Consider the following 18,727-nt stretch of genomic DNA (forward strand, 5'->3'; position numbering starts at 1 on the left):
GGATCGGGCGGTTGAGGGCGCTCTTGGCGTCCTGCTCGGAGCCGATCGCGTGGTACATGTCGAACCCGACGAACGCGATGAACTTGTACGTCAGGTACGGGGCGAACGCGGCCATCGCCATCAGCACGATCCCCGCGATGGGGTCGCTGATCGAGGCGAGGTCGGCGTCGATCGGTGCGGAGACCTGGGTGATCGCAACGAGGAACATCACGACGAGCACGAGCTTGGAGCAGATCAGCGCGACGACGAACATCGCCCACTTCCCGATCCACCCCCGCGAGGCATCCCACGAGGCACCGCTGAACGCGAGCGGCGCGAACACGACCGCGACCAGCAGGAGCGCTTTCCTGACGAGGAGGGACAGCCACACGATCGCGGCGGCGGTGATCGCGAGGCCGGCCATGAAGATCGTGATGATCGCACCGACGCCGGGAGCGGCGATGTTGATCCCGACCAGCCCTCCGGCGAGGAGGGCGATCTTGTCGCCCATCGACTCAGTGGTCTCTCCGGCGGCCTGCACGATCCCGATGCATAGCTGATCGACGACCTCCAACAGCAGCGCGGTGAGCGTGATGACCACGAACGATCCGAGGACGGACTTGGCCAGGCCGAGGGCGGCGCGGGTGAGTGCGGTGGGGTCGCGGCGGATCAGGCCGGTGATGAGTTGGAGGCAGAAGAAGATCAGCATCACGAATACCGCGATGCCGAACAGCAGGTTGTAGACGGCGATGTAGCCGGGCTTGGTGACATCCACCAGGGTCGTGGTGTCGAAGACCGACCAGACGGCCTCGAACAGCCACCCTGCGGCGGCACCCATCGCCTGGGCGAGCCAGTCGAACGGGGCCGCGACCAGCGAGGCGGCTCCTTCGCCGACGGCATCGCAGACCGAGGAGATCACGGGAACGTCGCACACGCCCATCACGAACACCAGCACTCTCGACGACGACGGGCGGGTCAGACGGACTGGCCGACGTTCCAGAAGAAGTTGATGAGCGTCACGCTCGCGCCGCAGATCACCGCCGCGCCGCAGGAGACGAGGACGCCGATCTTCCCGCGCGAGGCGAGGTGCGGGTTGGAGGAGTTCGCGCCGAAGCCCCACACGATCGCGGACACGATCAGCGCGAGAACGGACAGGATGAGGCCGATGGTCATCACCGCGCCGACGATGGTGCGCAGCTGGTTGATCCCCGGCAGGCCGTTGGTGTTGGGGTCGATGTTGATGTCCATCGGCACCAGCAGCGGCGGCGCGGACATGACGTTGGCGAGCAGATCGAACACGGTAGGTCTCCTTGGCGACGGGCGGCCCGCCCACGAACTCGCAGACGGGGTACACGCGACAGGTGCACCCGCGACCCCTCGGCAGCGGAGACGACAACGCCCACGTCGGCGAGGACGTGGGCGTTGACAGGTTCGGAGGCGTTCGGCGTCAGAGTTGTTGGCCGAGGTTGAGTAGCCAGTTCATCCAGGCGACGCCGCCTCCGGCGAGGACGGCGGCACCGACGGAGACGAGGACACCGATGCGGCCCTTGCTGGCGGTCGCGTAGTTGCCGTGGGCGGTCGCGATGGCCCACACGATGGCCGACACGATCAACATAAGGACGGCGACGATGAGGACGAACGCCAGGAGCGCTCCGACCACGGCGCGCAGGTCGCCGATGCCGCCGAGCCCGTTGAAGTCGGGGAAGACACCCATTTCCGTTCACCCAACCTTGACTGTGACGTGGAGGTGGTCGTAGTGGCCTCCGGTGATGGAGGCGGGGTCGTGCATGCCGCCGCCGTTGTAGGGTCGCCAGCCCTGGGCGTCGCGGGCGACCGACCAGATTTGGCCTTGCCAGATCAGGTACTCGACGCCGAGCACGTCGGCGTTGTCCTTCATCCAGTTGGTGACCTTCCAGCCGGCGTCGAGTTGTACCGGGGTGGGTCGCTGGCCGATGCGGTTGCCGAAGGTGATGTCGCACGCCCTGCCGAGGGGATGCTCGGACTTGGTGCCGGGGCGCGGTGAGTAGCAGCCCCAGCCGGTGTCGGGGAACGCGGCGAGGGTCTGCTGGTAGAGGTGGAGCATGCGGGCGGTGATCTTGCCCGAGCTGGTGGGATCGTCGACGAGCCGGTCGGGGTCTCCATCGACACCGGTCGGCGTGCCCGCGGTGGCGTTGTTGCAGGCGGCGGGTGATCCGCTGGTCGCCGTCGGCAGGTTCGCGGCCCCGTGCTGGTTGAGCCAGGCGGCGGCGTCGATGGCCTCGCTGTTCGTGCCGCCGGGCCGGACCTCGAAGTGCAGATGTGCGCCAGTGCTCATGCCCGAGGAGCCGACATCGCCGATGTGCTGCCCGGCACTCACCCGGTCGCCGGGACGGACGTGGATGCCGCTCTGCCACATGTGCGCGTAGGCGGTCGCGACGGTCTTGCCGTCGATGGTGTGCTCGATGACGATGAGGCCGCCGTACCCGCCGGAGAACTCCGCGACCGTGACGGTGCCGTCCGCGGCGGCGAGGATCGGGGTGCCGTCGGGCGCGGCGAAGTCGGTGCCGGTGTGCATCTTCCGCTCGCCCGTGATCGGGTGCACCCGCATCCCGAACGGCGAGGTCAGCACCCAGGTGCCCTCGGGCAGCGGGAACACCACCCGCGACGACGACACCGCCGGGCCGCCGACACCAAGAGCAGCACTGCCGCCTGTGGTGAGGGCGGTGAGGATGCTGTCGGCGACGGGCGCGTAGTTGCGGTAGCGGTCGGGGTAGGCGGACACCTCGACGGCTTGGGCGGCTTCGCCGGGGTCCATCTGTTGCCAGCCGGGGATGTCGAGCAGTCCGCGTGGCGAGGGGTAGTTCGGTCCGGTCGGCCCGCCGAAGAACGCTCGCGCCTGGTAGTTCGGGTCCATGAGCTCGGCGACAGTGCCCCACCCGGATTGGGGGCGCATCTGGAACAGGCCGAGGGAGTCGTGGTCGCCGCCGTTGCCGTCGTTCGGGTAGGTCGCCGACTCGGGGTACGTGCCGGTGTTGGTGAGCATCCGCAGCGTGGACTCGGTGAGCGCGGCCATCAGCGCGATCTTGATTCCGGGCCTGCCCACGTCGGTGATGCCGTTTCCGACGGAGATGATCGTGGCCGCGTGCGTGAGCTGCTGACGATTCAGCGTGAAGGTTTCGCCGTTCGCGGTGGTCACGGTGAGCGAGTCCGGGATCGGGCCGAGGTTCACGCTCCCGGCTGGAGTGGCGCAGTAGGCAGCGGCGGGATTCATCAGCACCCCGATCCCGAGGAGTGCTGCGGCGGGTGCGAAGAACAGCAGTGCCAGGGCTGCGATGGCGGCCTTGCGGAACACGACGCCAGCCCTTCAGCGCAGCGGGTTGTCGAGCTGCGACAGCCGCAGCAGATGGCACGTCGGGTAGGCCGGTGCGCAGACGATGAACAAGGTGAACGCGACCGGATGCTCGCTGATGACCGGTTGGCCGTTCCAGACCCCGGCGCGATGGCGGGTTCCCTCGATCGTGACGGCCGACGTTCCGGCCGCGAGCTGCCCTGGCTGGGCCTGCGCTACCGCCTCGGACCAAGCGTCGGGGACGTACGTGGTGTTGATGGTGAGGTGCTGACGGGTGGCGTACTGCCGCAGCTCGATCCAGGCGTCTCGGGTCGGCAGGTACGCGGCCACGTCGGAGGCCAGCCCTGCTTGTTCGTCCCCGCTGGGGTCGCCAACCGCGAGGATCGTCGAGGTGAAGTCCAGCGGCCACAGCCCCGAAGCGGTGTCCCAGGCGAACAGCGTTGACGCGACGCCCTGAGCGAAAGTCTCGGGGTCGGCAGAACGGGGAACCGCTGGAACTCGCGGCGGTAGAGGCGTGCTCGGTGCCACGGTTGGCGGTGCCGTGGTGACCGGGCCAGGCTCCGAGTCAGGATCGGGGGTGGTGCTGTTGCGGGGGCCGGTGAGGAGTCCGTAGACGCCGACACCGGTCAGGAGCAGCAGGACGACGCCGGCGGCGATGAGGGCGACGAGTCGGCGGCGGTTCCGGGGATTGGTGGGTGCAGGGCTCATGCCGAGCAGGTGCGCACCCGGCACCCACGCCCGCGGTCAGAGGGCTCGGAGTCGTGGCCGTTCCGCCGTGCCTTCGCGGGCGACGCGGAGTGCGTCGGCGAACCGAACGGTGCCGTCGGTGGTGGTGAGGAAGTTCTCGAACTGCTCGTTGGTCAGCTCGGCGGCGAGGGTGCCGGCGTCGTAGTGGGTCCACCAGTCAGCCAGCTCGCCCCAGGTCTGCACGAACGCGCGCAGCGGGTAGCGGACGGGCTGGCCGTCGCCGGTGACGAGCGGCAGCGGGCGGGGTGGGATGCGCTTGCCCTTCTTGATCGACTTCGCCTGGGCTACGGCTGCTTCGGCGCGGGCGTGCAGCTCGGCCTCGCGTCGCTCCCGCGCGGTGGTGTCGGCGTCGCGGATCGCTTGGTAGATCGGATGCACCGGGTCGCCGGCCTCGATCCGTTCCAGCCCGGCGGCAGCCTCGGTGCGCAACGCCTCTGGCTGAGCGGGGTTGTGGGCGATGTCTTCGAGGTAGCCGATCTTCTCCAGCGTCGTGTGCGATGCACCGCCGGGAATCATCGCCGCCGCTTGCTCCCGCGCCTTCCCGAGCGGCCCGCTCGACGGTGGTGCAAAGTTTGCACCACCGTCGTTTCCCGGCTGGTTCTCGCTGCTGAACTGGGTGGCGGACTTTCGGCGGGCGGCGTCTTCGGCCATGACCTGCTTGATCTCGCGGTAGAGGCCGGCGGCTTCGAGTTGGGTGTAGGGCTTGTGGAGCATGTTGTCGTCCTGCTCGGCGAGGAGCTGTCCGAGTCGGTCGGACAGGCCACTGCGAACCCACACGTTGACGGTGCGCCAGCCGAGCTTCTTGATCGCGGCCAGACGTCGTGCCCCGCACACCAGCACGCCGTCGATGGTGATCGTGAGAGGTTGCAGCAGGCCGTCGCGGTCGATGGAGGCGGCCAGTGTGTCGATGTCGCCGAGGTCGGCGCGGTGCCGTGTGCCGACGAGGATCGACTCGACCGTGCGGTCGAGCTGGATGCTGCCGATCTGCGGCTCGGTCACGACGCCTCACCGCCTCCACCACTCGGCGCGGCCAGAGCGAGCGCGAGGATCAGATCATCGTCGCGGAGCAGCAGGTCGAGCGTCTCGCCCAGCAGCAGCCGGAGCAGGATGCCGCGACCGCTGCTGGTGGCCACGTAGGCCGGGTGCGGGTTCCCGAGCAGTGCTTTCAGCAGCGCGGCCCAGGAGCGACGCGGCAGGTCGAGCAGAGCCCGCGCGTGCCGGTCGCGGCGCAGCGCCTCGTAGGCGGACTGGCGGGTGCCCGCCTTCATCAACGCACCGCAGACGTGCTCGACGGCGGCCCGAGCGGTGTCGGTCGGCCAGTCGAGCAGGCACAGCATCGCGATGGCGTCCTCGGCCGCCGATCCAGCGGACATGCACGCCTGCGCCGACCCGAGACTGTCGCGCGGCTCGGTTTCGAGGTCGCTGGGACGCAGGTCGGTGGTGTGGAACGCGGGATGGTAGTCGGCCAGCGCGGTGTCGCGTTCGGAGAACCGTTCGGGGTCGTGGAACGCCGAGACGTGCGCGCGGCGGGCCTGGTGCACCGAGCAGAGCAGACCTTGGGCGCGTTCCTCGTAGACGCAGGTGATCCGCACGGCGTGGGTGATGATCGCCCACGGATCGTTGGCCTCGCGGGTCGAGCGGTACTGCATCGCGTCGAACGCCGCCGTGACCGCTTCCCAGGTGTCGAGCTTGTGCTTCCTCGCGAGAGCGCGGTACTTGTCGGCGGCGAACTCCATCAGGTCGCGGGCTACCGGGTCGTGAACCCAGGCATCCTCGCCGCCCTCGGCGAGGCGATTGAGCAGGGCGCGCAGGCCCTCGCCGGTGGTGAAGTCCTCAGCCCCGAAGGCCGTCGGCTCGGTGTTGCTGCTGGTGCGGGTTGGTGTGGTCATGGTGTCGGCACCTCCTGGCAGGCAGGTGCGCACTCGCTCCCACGAGTGCGTCCTGTAGCCGATGCTGTCGCAGCCATGACCCGTCACCACCGTCAACTCATCGAGACCCCGGAGCGGGAAACCTGCGACGCCGGTGTGCTGCTGCGCCCGAACGCTGAGATCGGCGGCAACCGCCGGGCGCGGTCCCCGAGACGACGAACGCCTGCACCGAGCGGGGTGCGGGTGCGGCGTGCGAGCTCGGCTTGGAAGTCGAGACCACGCCCGGCCGCGTGCGCGGAGTGCCGGGCGATCAGGTCGGTGGGGCGTACCCACTCCACGCCGCGCCCGCGAACGATCGCGTGCTGCTTGTCGTCGCGGGCGACCTGCGCGGCCTGCACCGCCTCCGGCGTGCTCGCCGGTTCGACTGGCTCGGGGCGCTCCCGCGGCTCCTCGAGGACCAGCCTCGCCGGATCGGGCCTTACCGAGTCGGTGTGCTGCGCGTTGTCGCTGGTGTTCATGGGGTCGTCTCCTCCCGCTCGTCGGCGGTGTCATTTGTGTCAGTCAGGTGTGCGACGGCGAACCAGCGGCCTACGGTCGAGGGATGCACATCGAGTTCGCGGGCGATCCGCTTGTTCGACCAGCCCGCCTCCCGCAGCTCCTGCCCCAGCGCCCGCCGATCCGCCACGCCCTCGTCGTGACGGGTCGGTTCGGTTTCGGCGGACGGCAGCGCAGGCATCGACTCCGCAGCAGCCGTCGAGAACGACGCGGCGGCGGTAGGTTCGGTGGCGGGGTCGGTGGCGCGGGTGAGGATCACGGTCAGGTGCGTAATGGCCAGCAGCACGACGGGCGGCACCGCGGCGACCGAGGCCGCGAGCATCCTGGGCACGTCAGCATCTGCGGCGACGACGGCGTGAATGGCGTTCGCCGTCACCGACACGATCGCGCCGCCGACCAGCAGCGCCCACGGATACCAGGCAGAGCGCTGCCCGGCGAGAGCGACGACGGCGACCGTGGCGACCACGATGATCCCGTCCACGATCAGCGGCCACGCCCACGCCTGCCCCGCACCGATCCCCGAGCGAGCGGCGAGATCGGCCAACGAGGTGAACGACAGCCAGAACGCCCCGGCGGCGATGAACACCGTCCCCGCGACCGCGGTCATCGCGGCCCAGCGCCGCCCGTCCGATTCACGCCTCACAGCCCCGCCCTCCCCAAGGCTGCGGAAGGTGGGCCTCCCGAGCGTTCGAACCACCGGCCCGCGCCTTGGGCCCGGTGGTCTGACGTGGCCTCGGATACGGGCTGGGTGGCTCGGTAGGCAGAGCGCACGGTCGTAGTGATCTCGCGATCGCCCAGACCCGCGGACTGTGCCGCAGCACCCAGGGCATCGAGCGCGTCGGCGGGCGAGACGCCGTTCTCGGCGAGGCGGCAGGCGGCCCAGAACAGGCCCCGGTTCCGCTCGCCCTCACCCCGCCCGGCGACCCACGCCGCCAGCCGCGTCCCATCCACGGCCATCGAAGTGCCCTCGGCGCGCGTTGAGGCGACGGGGCGCGGGTCGAGGAAGTCCCGCAGGCGGGTCGCGTCCACCGGGCCGACCGAGTGCGCGGCGATGTCGGCGACCTCGTAGCGGCGGACGTTGCCGTCGATGATTCGCCGGGAAGGCGAAGCGATGATGTAGCCGCCGTCGCCCCGGAAATCGACACCCGCAGTGGCTGCCTGCCACGACCGCTGCTCCCGGCCCGGTGTCGCCGGGAAGTACACGTGCGCGCCACCGGTGGGTGTGCGCACCAACAGACCCGCTCCATCGACGAGCCCCGCCTCGGAGGCGCGCTCGAATGCCGCGCGGCCATCGTGGGGGCCATGGACATCGACATCGACGACGACAACGCCCGATGCAGCGCCGGTCGGGATGCTGATGTTCGCGTTCGGTGTGCGCGACCACCAGGCCGCGACCTGTTCCGGGTCGCTGCTCGCATCGAGGAACCCACGACGGGTCAGCGGACGCTTCCCCTCGACGACGCACGGAAACACGGGCACGCCAGCCGCCGCGAGGCTCCGAGCCGCGAACGCCAGGCTTGGCGAGCGATCCACGCGAATGAGCGCCGCCAGGACATCGAATGCTTCGGGCATCACAGCCCCCGCCCTGCCAGAGCTGGCACCTGCGCAGCACGCGGACGATCGGTCTCCACCGCAGGCGCAGACGTGCGGGAGGTGCGCGGACTGGCGTTGTCGCGGTCGAGGCCGGGCGGGGTGCCGTCGCCGACCTGGAGCGTGTCGAGCTGGTCGAGGATCGCCAGCGCGGTCTTCCGCACCCGCTCGCCGGTGGCCTGCACCACCTGGACGGGCTCTTGGCCGTCCACGCGGACGGCCCAGGTCGAGACGTACGGGATCGTGTACCCGGCAGTGTCCATGCCGTGCGCCGCACCGACCATCAGAGCCACGGACTCGGCCTCGACCTCGCGGATGCCGCGATGCTGCCGCGCCTCCTCATCGTCGGGATCGTGCATCAGCACATGCGCCAGCTCGTGCGCGAGCGTCTTGACCTGCGCGGCAGGGTCCATGTTCTCCCGCACCGCGACCGTGCGCGCCTCGTAGTCGGTCATGCCGTTCGCGCCGGAGATCATCCCCTCGTGCGGCACCCGCAGCACCTCGAACCCCGCGCCGCGAACCTGCCCCGCCAGCCCTTCCCACAGCCCCGACGGAGCTTCACCTTCCAGCAGCGCCGGAGCGGGCGGGACCGGCAGCGGTTCGCCGTCGGTCTGGGACGCATCCCACACGTAGGCCGGTCGCGCTCCGACCATTCGCGAGCGCACCACTTCGCCGGCCTTCGGCTTCTCCCGTGGGCCGAGCCGCCGCCACGAACTCGCATCGGCAGGAGTCGCGGTGGCGAACCGGCCCGTCACGGGCGCGAAGATCATGTAGCCCGGCTGCCCTTTCATCACCTGCCGTCCCAGCCCCTGCCACTGCCGGTATCCGGCGACGAGGGTGGGGAAGGGTTCGGGCACGCGGCCTGCCTCGAACGCGGCCTCGTGCTGCACCCAGATCAGCATCGTGTTGTTGAATGACCGCGACCTGAACCGTGCTGCGAAGGCCAGCGCCTGCCGCCAGTCGTCACCGGAGACCAGCGACTCGACCGCGCCGGTCAGCTTCTCGTGCAGCTCGTCGAGCTTCGCCTCTCGCGCCGCGCGGGCGTCCTCGTTCGATGCCATGCTCCGGTCTCCTTTTCGGTGGGCCGCGGCGCGGTGGCGCGCGGCGGTACACCTGGCAGGTAGGCGCGAACACCCGTGTCCGGACTGTGAGCTGGACATCGTTCACCTCCTTGAGGCCGCCCGAGCCGAGACCGGGGCACCGGTATTGAGCATGCTCAAAGTGTCCCGGAGTCCTGTTCTAACACCGACCGTTGAGCATGCGCAACCCTTGATTTGTGCATGCTCAACAAGTACGGTTGAGCATGCACAACCACCCTCCGGGTGGCCCACATCGATGCCTTGCCCGTCGCGAAGGGAAGGGGGTCAGCCACCATGACCGAAGACGAGAGCCAGGCTGCGGCCGAAGACCTCGCCAAACGTCTGCGGCTCCTGATGGATGTCGCTGTGGCCGAGTCCGGCACGGAGCCGACCTACTCGCAGATCGCCGGCTACCTCCAAGAGCGAGGCACCAACCTTTCGCGGTCGCGCTGGACGTACATGGTCAACGGCCACCGCTACGTCCAAGACCCCGCAGTCTTCGAGGGGCTCGCCGCGTTCTTCGACGTGGACGCGGCGTTCCTGCTCGGCGAGGACGGTGCCGCCACGCCCGAGAAGGTCTCAGCGCAGCTCGACCTGGTTCGGTCCATGCGTGCCGCGAAGGTGAAGTCCTATGCTGGCCGCACCCTCGGCGACATCTCGCCGAAAGCACTCCACGCCATCACCAAGTTCCTGGATGAGGAAATGGCACCAACGCCTGAGCACTGACAGGTGTCGCGCAGGGCGAAGCCGATACCGGTCGCTGCTCCCCACTGAGAGGGGCGAACCGTGAACATAGAACAGGCCGTATCGGCGGCCGTCGCGGGCCTTCAGCTCGGCAATACCTTCACCTTCGACGACCTCCTCCGCTCGGTCCAGGACCAGCGGCACCGCAGGCTCCGCGTCATCGAGCTCGCCGACCTCGACACGCACGACGGCCTCTGCGCGCTCTGGCTGGCCACTGATACGGACGACCTCGTGCTCCACGCCCGCACCGACTCGACACTGCACCGCCAACAGTTCGTCCTGCACGAGTTCGCGCACATGATCCTCGGCCACTGCGACGGAGCGGACTGCCCAGCCGTGGACATGCTGCTGCCCAACATCCCGCCCCGCACACGCGGACGCCTGCTCCGGCGGCAAGACCTCGACAGCGAAACCGAGATCGCCGCCGAGTCCCTTGCCGACCAGCTCGCCGCCGGCATCCGAGGATCGGTGTTCGCCGAATCGGCCTTCTCGGAGATATTCGGATGATCCAGACGCTCGTCGCGACGCTCATGTGGGCGCTCGTGGCGAGCCTGCTCATCTTCCGCCGCAAACGCACCGACCGAAGCATCACCTACGCCGCACTCACCATCGCCATCGCGATGACGCTGAACGTCGATGGAATCTACACGGCCGTCGATCCGCTCGTCGGCGGAACGAACCTCGCAACACTGCTCGCGGACGCGCTGCTGATGACCGGACTGTTCTTCCTCGGACGGGGCGTCATGAAGTCCGGCGAGTACAGGCCCACGCTCGTCCGCGTCGCCGTGAGCGCACCCGTGCTCGTGATCTCGCTCTCCGCGATCGCCGTGACGTTCGTGTTCATCGACCGCGGCCGTACGACCACGCAGTTCATGAGCGACCTCGGCGCTCAACCCGCGACGGCTGCCTACTCGATCATCACCTTCGTCTATGGCGGCATCGTCATCGCCGCGATGCTAACCCTCGCCGCCCGGCGATACCGGCACAGCGCCGGTGTCCAGCGCCTGCCCGCAGCGCTGCTGACGCTCGGGTCAGCTTTCGGCGTCGCCCTCTGCCTCGCTGTGATCGTCATGGACATCGCCCACGTCACCGGCCGACTCGGCCTCCTGCATGCCGTTCAGCCCGCCTACGGGCCGCTCTCGCTCCTGACGTTCCTATTCCTCTGCGCCGGGTTCGCCGCGCAACCCGCCGTCCGGCGCGCCCAGCACTACCTGCGCGACAAGCGCACAGCCGCCCTCGCGGCACAGCTGGAGTCACTCTGGAACCGAGCGACACAGGTGCGGCCCGGCCTGAGCCAAGCAGACCCGCTCGCCGCCAGCACGGAAGACCCCGAAGGGCGACTGCACCGAGAGATCGTCGAAATCCGCGACGCGATGATCGACCCCCGAGTCACCTTCGACACCAGCCGAACCGAACGCACCCTGCTCGAACGCGCCGAGAGCCACCTCGTCGGAAACGACACCGCCGTCGCGACGACCTTGCCCATCCCGAACGTCGAGGAGCGGGAATCGTGATCGGCCGCATCGCCCTGAGCGCTGGAGTCGTTGCAGCCGCGGCTGCTGGGGCGGGGTACGCCATCGCGCGACGGCTCACCGCACCCGTCGGCCCGCGCAAGTTCGACCTCCCCGTCCGAGGAGTCGAGCACGACGAAGACGGCGACTTGGTCGTGCTCGATCGCACCGACCAAACCGCCGCCGACGGCATCTACAACGTCTGGTTCGATCACGGCGGCTGGGCACAGCTCTCCGCTGAGGTCGTCGATCGCGGACCTACCCGCGTCGCCCGCAGGATCACGGGCACCGCACCCGACTTCAACCCGAAGGTCGACGAGTGCGCCTCCTGGAGCGGCATCTACTACGCCACCCCAGCCGACGCCGGACTCCACGCCCGCGACATCAGCATCACGACCCCCGCAGGGCCGTGCCCGGCCTGGCGCATCGACGGAGACCCTTCGACGTGGGCGCTCCACATCCACGGCCTCGGCAGCACCCGCGCCGGCACCCTCCGCGGCGTCCTCGCCGCAACCGAACTCGGCTACACGTCCCTCGTCGTCAGCTACCGCAACACAGCAGAAGGGCCGCGAGTCGGCACCCGCCGCTCAACCCTCGGCCACGCCGAGACGCCCGACGTTGACGAGGTCATCGGGTACGCCGTCCGACGCGGAGCGCAGCGGATCGTGCTCTTCGGCTGGTCGATGGGTGCCGCGATCGCCCTCCAGCTCGCCGACCACCCGCGGCACGCCGGGCTGATCGTCGCGCTCGCACTCGACTCACCGGTTCTCAGCTGGGCCGAGGTCATCAAGGCCAACTGCGCCCGCAGTGGACTTCCCGCAGCAACCGGCTACCTCGCGATCCCGTGGCTCACCATCGGCCCGCTGGCTCGCACCGTCGGCCTGCCAGGCCGCATCCCACTTCCCGCCTTCGACTGGACATCCCGAGCCGCAGACCTCACGACGCCGACCCTGATCCTCCACGGCAGCCAAGACGACTCCGTACCGCTTCAGCTCTCACAAGCACTCCGAGACGCACGCCCTGGCCTCGTCGAGTTGGAGACCTTCGACGCTGGGCACACCCTCTGCTGGAACGCCGACCCCGACCGCTGGCAGAAGACAGTGATCAGATGGCTCCAGACGCGTGTCGCACGCTGATCGCCCGAGCGGCGTCGCCGCTCTCGGCACCCATCTCGTTCGGCCACGCCCGGAGAAACCCAACTCAAGCCGTACCTCCGCCGGTACCATCGTGAGTGTTGGCCTGCCTGGGCCATAGAGCGAGGGAGGACCAACGTGGCTGAGCCGTGGCTGTCCGCAGACGACATCGCCGCCCACCTCGGGGTCACCAAAGACACCGTCTACACCTGGATCGCCGAGAAGGCCATGCCAGCCCACAAGGTCGGACGCCTCTGGAAGTTCCAAGCCAGCGAGATCGACGACTGGGTGCGACGGGGTGGAGCCTCGGCCTCGACTCACGACGAGGATGCTGGGTAGTCACGTGCGGATCATCAACAACGTCTCCGACCTCTTGGGCGACGATCTGAAAGCCGAGATTGCGCCAGGCTCGAAGGTGCGCATCGCTGCCTCGACGTTCTCGATCTTCGCGTTCGAGGCTCTCCGCAAGGAGCTTGAGAAGGTCAGCGATCTGGAGTTCATCTTCACGTCACCGTCGTTCGTGACCGAGAAGGTGACGGACAAGCTCCGCAAAGAGCGCCGCGAGTTCTTCATTCCCGGCGGCCAGGCCGAGTCGAGCCTGGCGGGGTCCGACTTTGAGATCAGGTTGCGCAACAAGCTCACCCAGCGCGCGATCGCCCGTGAGTGCGCGGACTGGGTTCGCCGCAAGGTCACCTTCCGCTCGAACGCCACGGGCAACCCGATGCAGCAGTTCGCGGTCATCGATGACAAGGCCGCGTACACCCAGCTCCAGGGGTTCACGACCGCCGATCTCGGCTACGAACGCGGCAACGCCGTGTCGAGCTTCGTGAACCGGCTCGACGAGGCCTCGATGACCGAGCAGTACATGCAGCTGTTCGACCAGATTTGGAACAACCCCGAACAGGTCAGCGACGTCACTCAGGCCGTCCATGATCACATCGCCAGCGTGTACACCGAGAACTCCCCGGCACGCATCTACTTCCTGATCCTCTACAACCTGTTCGCAGAGTTCCTCGACGACATCAACGAGGACGTGCTGCCGAACGACCGCACTGGGTATCAGGAGACGAGGGTCTGGCAGAGCCTCTACAACTTCCAGCGCGACGCGGCCACCGGCATTATCAACAAGTTGGAGACTTACAACGGCTGCATCCTCGCCGACTCCGTCGGCCTCGGCAAGACGTTCACCGCGCTCGCGGTCATCAAGTACTACGAGCTGCGCAACAAGTCGGTGCTGGTGCTGTGCCCGAAGAAGCTCGCGGAGAACTGGACGAACTACAACGCCAACCTGACGACCAACATCTTCGCCTCCGACCGGTTCAACTACGACGTGCTTGCCCACACCGATCTCTCCCGCACCAAGGGTGAGTCGCTCGGCCTGCGGCTGGATCGGATCAACTGGGGCAACTATGACCTCGTCGTGATCGACGAGTCCCACAACTTCCGCAACGCTGACTACGCCGAGGAGAAGGAGTCGCGCTACCAGCGCCTCATGCGCCAGGTCATCCGCGAGGGCGTGAAGACCAAGGTGCTGATGCTCTCGGCCACCCCGGTGAACAACCGTTTCAACGACCTCAAGAACCAGCTCCAGCTCGCCTACGAGGGCGAGTCAGAGAACCTCGCCCAGCACCTGAGCCTGTCCACGACGGTCGAGAAGGTCTTCTCTGACGCGCAGCGCGTGTTCAACGAGTGGTCCAAGCTGGACCCTGAGCACCGCACCACCGACCGCATCCTCCAGATGCTCGACTTCGACTTCTTCGAGTTACTGGACTCCGTCACCATCGCGCGTTCGCGCAAGCACATCCAAGCGTTCTATGACACCACCGAGATCGGCGCCTTCCCGGAGCGACGCCCTCCGCTGTCCATCCGCGAGCCGCTCACGGACCTCCCGGACGTGCCCGGCTTCAACGACATCTTCGAGCAGCTCCAGGCGCTGACCCTCGCCGTCTACACCCCCCTCGCTTACGTGTTCCCGAGCCGGCGCGCCAAGTACGAAGACCTCTACAACGTCACCGCCGGGAGCGCCCGATCCAACCTCGGGCAGGCCGGTCGTGAGCAGGGCTTGAAGAAGCTCATGACCGTCAACCTGCTCAAGCGCTTGGAGAGCTCGGTCGATGCCTTCCGCCTCACCCTGGCGAAGATCGAAGGCTCCGTCACCCACACACTCGGACGCATCAGCAACCACGCGGGCAACCTCGCCGATCTGAGCCCCGAGCTCGCGGGGCTCGACTTCGATGTCGATGACGAAGACGACGCGAACATCGAAGCGCTGTCCTTCGGCGAGAAGATCAAGATCGACCTCGACGACCTCGACATCGAGTCCTGGCAGCGCGACCTGTGGAACGACCGCGAGACCCTGCGGGAACTCCTCGACGAGATGCGCAAAGTCACCCCCGACCACGACCTCAAGCTCCGCAAACTCAAACAACTCATCGAGGACAAGGCTCGGCACCCCATCAACGACGGCAACCGCAAGGTGCTCGTGTTCTCCGCCTTCGCCGACACCGCCGACTACCTCTACCGAGAACTGGCGCCCACGCTCGCAGCCGCCGGACTGGACACGGCCGTGATCACCGGCGGAAGCCACGGAGCGAAGACAACCCTCGGCACGGGCTTCGACTTCCAGCAGGTGATGTCGTTGTTCTCGCCGCGCTCCAAGCAGCGCCACCTCACGATGCCGCGCGAGACCCGCGAGCTGGACGTGCTCATCGGCACTGACGTGATCAGCGAGGGCCAGAACCTCCAGGACTGCGACTACCTGATCAACTACGACATCCACTGGAACCCCGTGCGCATCATCCAGCGCTTCGGACGCATCGACCGCATCGGCTCCACCAACAGTCAGATTCAGCTCGTGAACTTCTGGCCCGACATCTCCCTCGACGAGTACATCAACCTCAAGGAACGCGTCGAGAACCGCATGGTCATCGCCGACCTGGCCAGCACCGCCGACGACAACGTCCTCACCCTCGAAGACTCCGACGCAGCCTTCCGCAAGGAGCAACTCCGCAAACTCCAAGATGAGGTCATCGAGCTCGAAGACGTCCGAACGGGAGTCTCGATCACCGACCTCGGACTCAACGACTTCCGCATGGACCTGCTCGGCTATATCAAGGAACACGGCGACCTCGACACCGCGCCCCGCGGCCTGCACGCCGTGATCCCCGCAGACCCCAGCAAGGGACTGCGGCCCGGAGTCATCTTCGCCCTCCGAAACCTCACCGCAGACGAGCACATCAACCGAGGCAACCGACTCCACCCGCACTACCTCGTCTACCTCGACGACCAGGGCGAGGTCATCGCGAACCACACCGAAGCCAAGCACCTCCTCGACTTGCTTCGCGCCGGCTGCCGACCCTACGAGGAACCGGTCAGCGATGTCGTAGGCGTGTTCAACGCCGTGACCGGCGAGGGTGCCCAGATGGGCATGTATTCGGCGCTGCTCACCGACGCGATCCACTCGATGATCGATGTCACCGAGGAACGCGACATCGACAGCCTCTTCACCGGCGGCAGCACGACCGCCCTCACCCAGACCATCGCCGGCCTCGACGACTTCGAACTGACCGCGTTCATCGCCGTCGTAGACCCCGCCAAGGGCGGTGCCGATGACTGACATCCTCTACCGCTGGCCCGAGGCAGCGAAGCTCGGCAAACGAGTGCCCAAGGAGAAGTTCTACGAGCACGGCACCGTCAGCGCTGCTGTGCGGGAGAAGTTCATCGCCGAAGTCCAACGCATCACCTGGGCCTACAAACTCGCCGAGGCCACGGTCAACTTGCCCGGCACGCCGGCAGTCCCCGAGGTGCAGGTCTTCACGATCGACGCCAAGACCGATGACGTGAGCGAAGCCGTCCTGGGCGCCATCGACAAGGCCATCCCGTTCCCGATCATCTTCGAGATCGCGCGCCACCGCGGCGAGCAGCCCGAGGCGCGGACGGTCGCGGCGCACAAGCAGCTCGGCACCGGGGCTCCCAAGCTCAGCGACTACTACTCGACCGGTTGGCAGCGAGGAGACACGGGGCGGCAAGCCCTGCCGACGGCGATCACACTGCCCGCCCTCTACGCGGCACTCCTACAGCCGCTGACCCCGATCACGGCCCGCCCGGGCGAGGACATGTCAGACGTTGCTGACAGGCTGTCGGCGGTGCGCAAGCTCGAACGTGAGGTCGCCTCCTTGGAGCGCAAGCTCCGCACTGAGCCTCAGCTCAACCGCAAGGTCGAGCTCCGCCGCACACTCAAGACGAAGCAACACGAACTGGAACAGCAGAGGTAACCCGTGGAGAGACTACGAATGACATCACCCGACCTCACGCAGGCCAACATCGACAAGATCGCCGAGCTGTTCCCCAGCGTGGTCACCGAGAGTTCAGACGTCGACGGCAACCCCGCTCGAGCGGTTGACTTCGACCTCCTGCGCCAGGAACTCAGCGATTTCATCGTCGAGGGCCCGCAGGAGCGCTACCGGCTCGACTGGCCGGGCAAGCGTGCCGCCGCCTTCACAGCTAACGCGCCGATCGCTAAGACCTTCCGTCCCGTTCGCGAGGAGTCGGTGGACTTCGACACCACGAAGAACCTCTTCATCGAAGGTGACAACCTCGACGCGCTCAAGCTGCTCCAGGAGTCCTACCTCGGCAAGGTCAAGCTGATCTACATCGACCCGCCCTACAACACCGGGAACGACTTCGTCTACAACGACGATTTCGCTGAGTCCAGCGCCGGGTACCTGGAGCGTTCGAGCCAGGCATCTGCGGCTGGCGAGCGTTTCCTGGCCAACACCGAGTCGAGCGGGCGCTTCCACTCCGACTGGCTCAGCATGATGTACGCACGTTTGAAGCTGGCGCGTGCCCTGCTGACCGAGGACGGGGTGATCTTCATTTCGATTGATGATCATGAGGTCGACAATCTGCGGAAGGTGTGCGGAGAGGTATTCGGTGAGAGGAACTTCATCGCGCAGCTTGTCTGGAGGGCTCGGAAGTTCACCGACATGAGGGCCACGACGAACGTGTCAACGGATCACGAGTACGTCCTTGCCTATGCCCGTACCTCAGAAGGCTGCCTCCGCGGCGTGGAACGAGACGAATCGAAGTTCGGGAACCCGGACGACGACCCGCGTGGACCGTGGATGAGCCGGAGCATTCTCGGTCTCGCCACGCGTGAGCAACGACCGAACCTTCACTACGATCTCATCGATCCCGCGACGGACACGGTGTATCCGCCGAATCCCAGCACTGGTTGGCGGTACTCGTCGGATCGGATGGCGGAGATGGTGTCTGAAGGACGCATCCTCTTTCCGTCGCGCGAAGGTGGAAGGCCGAGGGAGAAGAAGTTCCGCGCGGAGATGCAGACGGACTTGATCGCCTTCAGGTCGGTGATCGAGGAGGTCTACACCGCGGACGGGACGCAGGAAGGCCGCGAGCTGCTCGGCAGCGGAGTCTTTGCGTTCCCAAAGCCGACTCGGCTCATAAAGGAGCTGGTCCGGCAGGGTACTGAGTCAGATTCAATCGTGCTCGACTTCTTTGCGGGGTCGGGAACGACAGGCGACGCGGTTTCGCGGCTCAACGCGGAGGACGGTGGGACTCGGCGATACATCTTGGTGCAGCTTGACGAAGTCGCTGACGCGAACACCGATGCGGCCACCGCTGGGTATCGCACGATCGCGGAAGTCTCCCGCGAGCGGATTCGCCGGGCAGGCGCCGACACACGATCCCAGGCTGGAGTCCTCGGCGACGCGCTCGATGTCGGGTTCCGTTCGCTCCGCATCGACACGACGAACATGACCGACGTACTGAGGGCGCCCGATGACACGGATCAACTCACCCTCTCGGACTTTGGAAGCAGCGTGAAACCCGACCGTACGGGCGAAGACCTGCTGTTCCAGGTCCTTCTCGACTGGGGACTGGAACTCACGATGCCAATCCAGAAGGAGACGATTGATGGCTTCGAGGTGTACGACGTTGAGGAGGGTGCGTTGATCCTGTGCACACGTCCGCGTGAGGCGCGCGATCTCTCTCTCTCTCTCTCTCTCTCTCTCTCTCTCTCGGGCTGCCGCGGCCATCGCGGAGCGTCAGCCGCTTCGTGTCGTGTTCCTCGACGAAGACTTCGCGGACGACGCGGCGCGCATCAACGTCGGGCAGGTGTTCAGTGAACGCTCGCCACACACTGAGGTCAAGACCATATGACCGTCGCTCGCTG

19 protein-coding genes are annotated in these 18,727 nt (G+C 67.3%); 8 read left to right on the forward strand and 11 right to left on the reverse strand.

The window, feature by feature from the left end; all coding sequences use genetic code 11:
* From Q0D57_RS05455 to Q0D57_RS05505, 11 genes are all read right to left on the reverse strand, one after another.
* Nucleotides 1-919, reverse strand: a 919-nt coding sequence (locus Q0D57_RS05455) for a conjugal transfer protein TrbL (protein WP_291039645.1), incomplete at its 3' end; no start/stop codon positions are given.
* A 35-nt stretch (nt 920-954) separates the two neighbouring features.
* The gene (locus Q0D57_RS05460; protein WP_090587775.1) at nt 955-1,278 is read right to left on the reverse strand and encodes a DUF6112 family protein; all 324 of its coding nucleotides are present in this window, start codon (nt 1,276-1,278) and stop codon (nt 955-957) included.
* Between the two features lie 148 nt (nt 1,279-1,426).
* A complete protein-coding gene (locus tag Q0D57_RS05465; RefSeq protein WP_090587774.1) occupies nt 1,427-1,693 on the reverse strand; it encodes a DUF6112 family protein in 267 nt (88 codons plus the stop codon).
* A 6-nt stretch (nt 1,694-1,699) separates the two neighbouring features.
* The gene (locus Q0D57_RS05470; protein WP_090587772.1) at nt 1,700-3,310 is read right to left on the reverse strand and encodes a M23 family metallopeptidase; all 1,611 of its coding nucleotides are present in this window, start codon (nt 3,308-3,310) and stop codon (nt 1,700-1,702) included.
* A gap of 12 nt (nt 3,311-3,322) precedes the next feature.
* Nucleotides 3,323-4,015, reverse strand: coding sequence for a hypothetical protein (locus Q0D57_RS05475; RefSeq protein ID WP_090587806.1), 693 nt, complete (start codon nt 4,013-4,015; stop codon nt 3,323-3,325).
* A 36-nt stretch (nt 4,016-4,051) separates the two neighbouring features.
* Nucleotides 4,052-5,053, reverse strand: coding sequence for a ParB N-terminal domain-containing protein (locus tag Q0D57_RS05480; protein WP_090587771.1), 1,002 nt, complete (start codon nt 5,051-5,053; stop codon nt 4,052-4,054).
* Nucleotides 5,050-5,943 carry a hypothetical protein gene (locus tag Q0D57_RS05485; RefSeq protein WP_090587769.1) on the reverse strand — a complete coding sequence of 298 codons (894 nt, stop codon included), beginning with the start codon at nt 5,941-5,943 and terminating at the stop codon, nt 5,050-5,052. The genes Q0D57_RS05480 and Q0D57_RS05485 overlap by 4 nt, the downstream gene beginning before the upstream one ends.
* 92 nt (nt 5,944-6,035) lie before the next feature.
* On the reverse strand, nt 6,036-6,440 hold the full coding sequence (locus tag Q0D57_RS05490; protein ID WP_090587768.1) for a hypothetical protein: 405 nt from the start codon (nt 6,438-6,440) through the stop codon (nt 6,036-6,038).
* Nucleotides 6,437-7,084 carry a DUF2637 domain-containing protein gene (locus Q0D57_RS05495; RefSeq protein ID WP_090587805.1) on the reverse strand — a complete coding sequence of 216 codons (648 nt, stop codon included), beginning with the start codon at nt 7,082-7,084 and terminating at the stop codon, nt 6,437-6,439. Before Q0D57_RS05495 ends, Q0D57_RS05490 begins: the two co-directional genes overlap by 4 nt.
* A 32-nt stretch (nt 7,085-7,116) precedes the next feature.
* Nucleotides 7,117-8,049: a bifunctional DNA primase/polymerase gene (locus Q0D57_RS05500; protein ID WP_291039520.1), complete on the reverse strand. Its 933-nt coding sequence runs from the start codon at nt 8,047-8,049 to the stop codon at nt 7,117-7,119.
* Nucleotides 8,049-9,128 (reverse strand): ImmA/IrrE family metallo-endopeptidase, encoded by a 1,080-nt coding sequence (locus tag Q0D57_RS05505; RefSeq protein ID WP_090587765.1) that lies wholly within the window; start codon nt 9,126-9,128, stop codon nt 8,049-8,051. The genes Q0D57_RS05500 and Q0D57_RS05505 overlap by 1 nt, the downstream gene beginning before the upstream one ends.
* Nucleotides 9,129-9,440: 312 nt before the next feature.
* On the opposite strand from Q0D57_RS05505, the gene Q0D57_RS05510 reads away from it, so the two are divergent.
* The 8 genes from Q0D57_RS05510 to Q0D57_RS05545 all read left to right on the forward strand — a co-directional run bounded on the left by Q0D57_RS05510 (nt 9,441) and on the right by Q0D57_RS05545 (nt 18,680).
* Nucleotides 9,441-9,872 (forward strand): hypothetical protein, encoded by a 432-nt coding sequence (locus Q0D57_RS05510; protein ID WP_291039525.1) that lies wholly within the window; start codon nt 9,441-9,443, stop codon nt 9,870-9,872.
* A gap of 60 nt (nt 9,873-9,932) precedes the next feature.
* Complete coding sequence (locus tag Q0D57_RS05515) at nt 9,933-10,397, forward strand: hypothetical protein (protein ID WP_090587761.1); 465 nt, start codon at nt 9,933-9,935, stop codon at nt 10,395-10,397.
* 35 nt (nt 10,398-10,432) lie between these two features.
* The gene (locus tag Q0D57_RS05520) at nt 10,433-11,404 is read left to right on the forward strand and encodes a DUF6545 domain-containing protein (RefSeq protein WP_291039529.1); all 972 of its coding nucleotides are present in this window, start codon (nt 10,433-10,435) and stop codon (nt 11,402-11,404) included.
* Nucleotides 11,401-12,537 (forward strand): alpha/beta hydrolase, encoded by a 1,137-nt coding sequence (locus tag Q0D57_RS05525; protein WP_090587759.1) that lies wholly within the window; start codon nt 11,401-11,403, stop codon nt 12,535-12,537. The genes Q0D57_RS05520 and Q0D57_RS05525 overlap by 4 nt, the downstream gene beginning before the upstream one ends.
* A gap of 135 nt (nt 12,538-12,672) precedes the next feature.
* Nucleotides 12,673-12,873, forward strand: a complete 201-nt coding sequence (locus Q0D57_RS05530) for a helix-turn-helix domain-containing protein (RefSeq protein WP_090587757.1) — start codon at nt 12,673-12,675, stop codon at nt 12,871-12,873.
* The gene (locus Q0D57_RS05535; RefSeq protein WP_291039536.1) at nt 12,863-16,150 is read left to right on the forward strand and encodes a helicase-related protein; all 3,288 of its coding nucleotides are present in this window, start codon (nt 12,863-12,865) and stop codon (nt 16,148-16,150) included. Before Q0D57_RS05530 ends, Q0D57_RS05535 begins: the two co-directional genes overlap by 11 nt.
* Nucleotides 16,143-16,808, forward strand: coding sequence for a DUF4391 domain-containing protein (locus tag Q0D57_RS05540; RefSeq protein ID WP_090587754.1), 666 nt, complete (start codon nt 16,143-16,145; stop codon nt 16,806-16,808). Before Q0D57_RS05535 ends, Q0D57_RS05540 begins: the two co-directional genes overlap by 8 nt.
* An 18-nt stretch (nt 16,809-16,826) precedes the next feature.
* The gene (locus Q0D57_RS05545; RefSeq protein WP_291039541.1) at nt 16,827-18,680 is read left to right on the forward strand and encodes a site-specific DNA-methyltransferase; all 1,854 of its coding nucleotides are present in this window, start codon (nt 16,827-16,829) and stop codon (nt 18,678-18,680) included.
* The last annotated feature ends 47 nt before the right edge of the window (nt 18,681-18,727 follow it).

Origin of the sequence: Herbiconiux sp. (assembly GCF_023264895.1) — a bacterium.
GTDB lineage: Bacteria > Actinomycetota > Actinomycetes > Actinomycetales > Microbacteriaceae > Herbiconiux.

What these genes read in the sequence shown, in the direction of transcription:
- Q0D57_RS05465 (WP_090587774.1), bottom strand. Translation starts at nt 1,693, where the DNA reads ATGGGTGTCTTCCCCGACTTCAACGGGCTCGGCGGCATCGGCGACCTG.
- Q0D57_RS05475 (WP_090587806.1), bottom strand. Translation starts at nt 4,015, where the DNA reads ATGAGCCCTGCACCCACCAATCCCCGGAACCGCCGCCGACTCGTCGCC.
- Q0D57_RS05485 (WP_090587769.1), bottom strand. Translation starts at nt 5,943, where the DNA reads ATGACCACACCAACCCGCACCAGCAGCAACACCGAGCCGACGGCCTTC.
- Q0D57_RS05490 (WP_090587768.1), bottom strand. Translation starts at nt 6,440, where the DNA reads ATGAACACCAGCGACAACGCGCAGCACACCGACTCGGTAAGGCCCGAT.
- Q0D57_RS05495 (WP_090587805.1), bottom strand. Translation starts at nt 7,084, where the DNA reads ATGACCGCGGTCGCGGGGACGGTGTTCATCGCCGCCGGGGCGTTCTGG.
- Q0D57_RS05500 (WP_291039520.1), bottom strand. Translation starts at nt 8,049, where the DNA reads ATGCCCGAAGCATTCGATGTCCTGGCGGCGCTCATTCGCGTGGATCGC.
- Q0D57_RS05505 (WP_090587765.1), bottom strand. Translation starts at nt 9,128, where the DNA reads ATGGCATCGAACGAGGACGCCCGCGCGGCGCGAGAGGCGAAGCTCGAC.
- Q0D57_RS05510 (WP_291039525.1), top strand. Translation starts at nt 9,441, where the DNA reads ATGACCGAAGACGAGAGCCAGGCTGCGGCCGAAGACCTCGCCAAACGT.
- Q0D57_RS05535 (WP_291039536.1), top strand. Translation starts at nt 12,863, where the DNA reads ATGCTGGGTAGTCACGTGCGGATCATCAACAACGTCTCCGACCTCTTG.
- Q0D57_RS05540 (WP_090587754.1), top strand. Translation starts at nt 16,143, where the DNA reads ATGACTGACATCCTCTACCGCTGGCCCGAGGCAGCGAAGCTCGGCAAA.
- Q0D57_RS05545 (WP_291039541.1), top strand. Translation starts at nt 16,827, where the DNA reads ATGACATCACCCGACCTCACGCAGGCCAACATCGACAAGATCGCCGAG.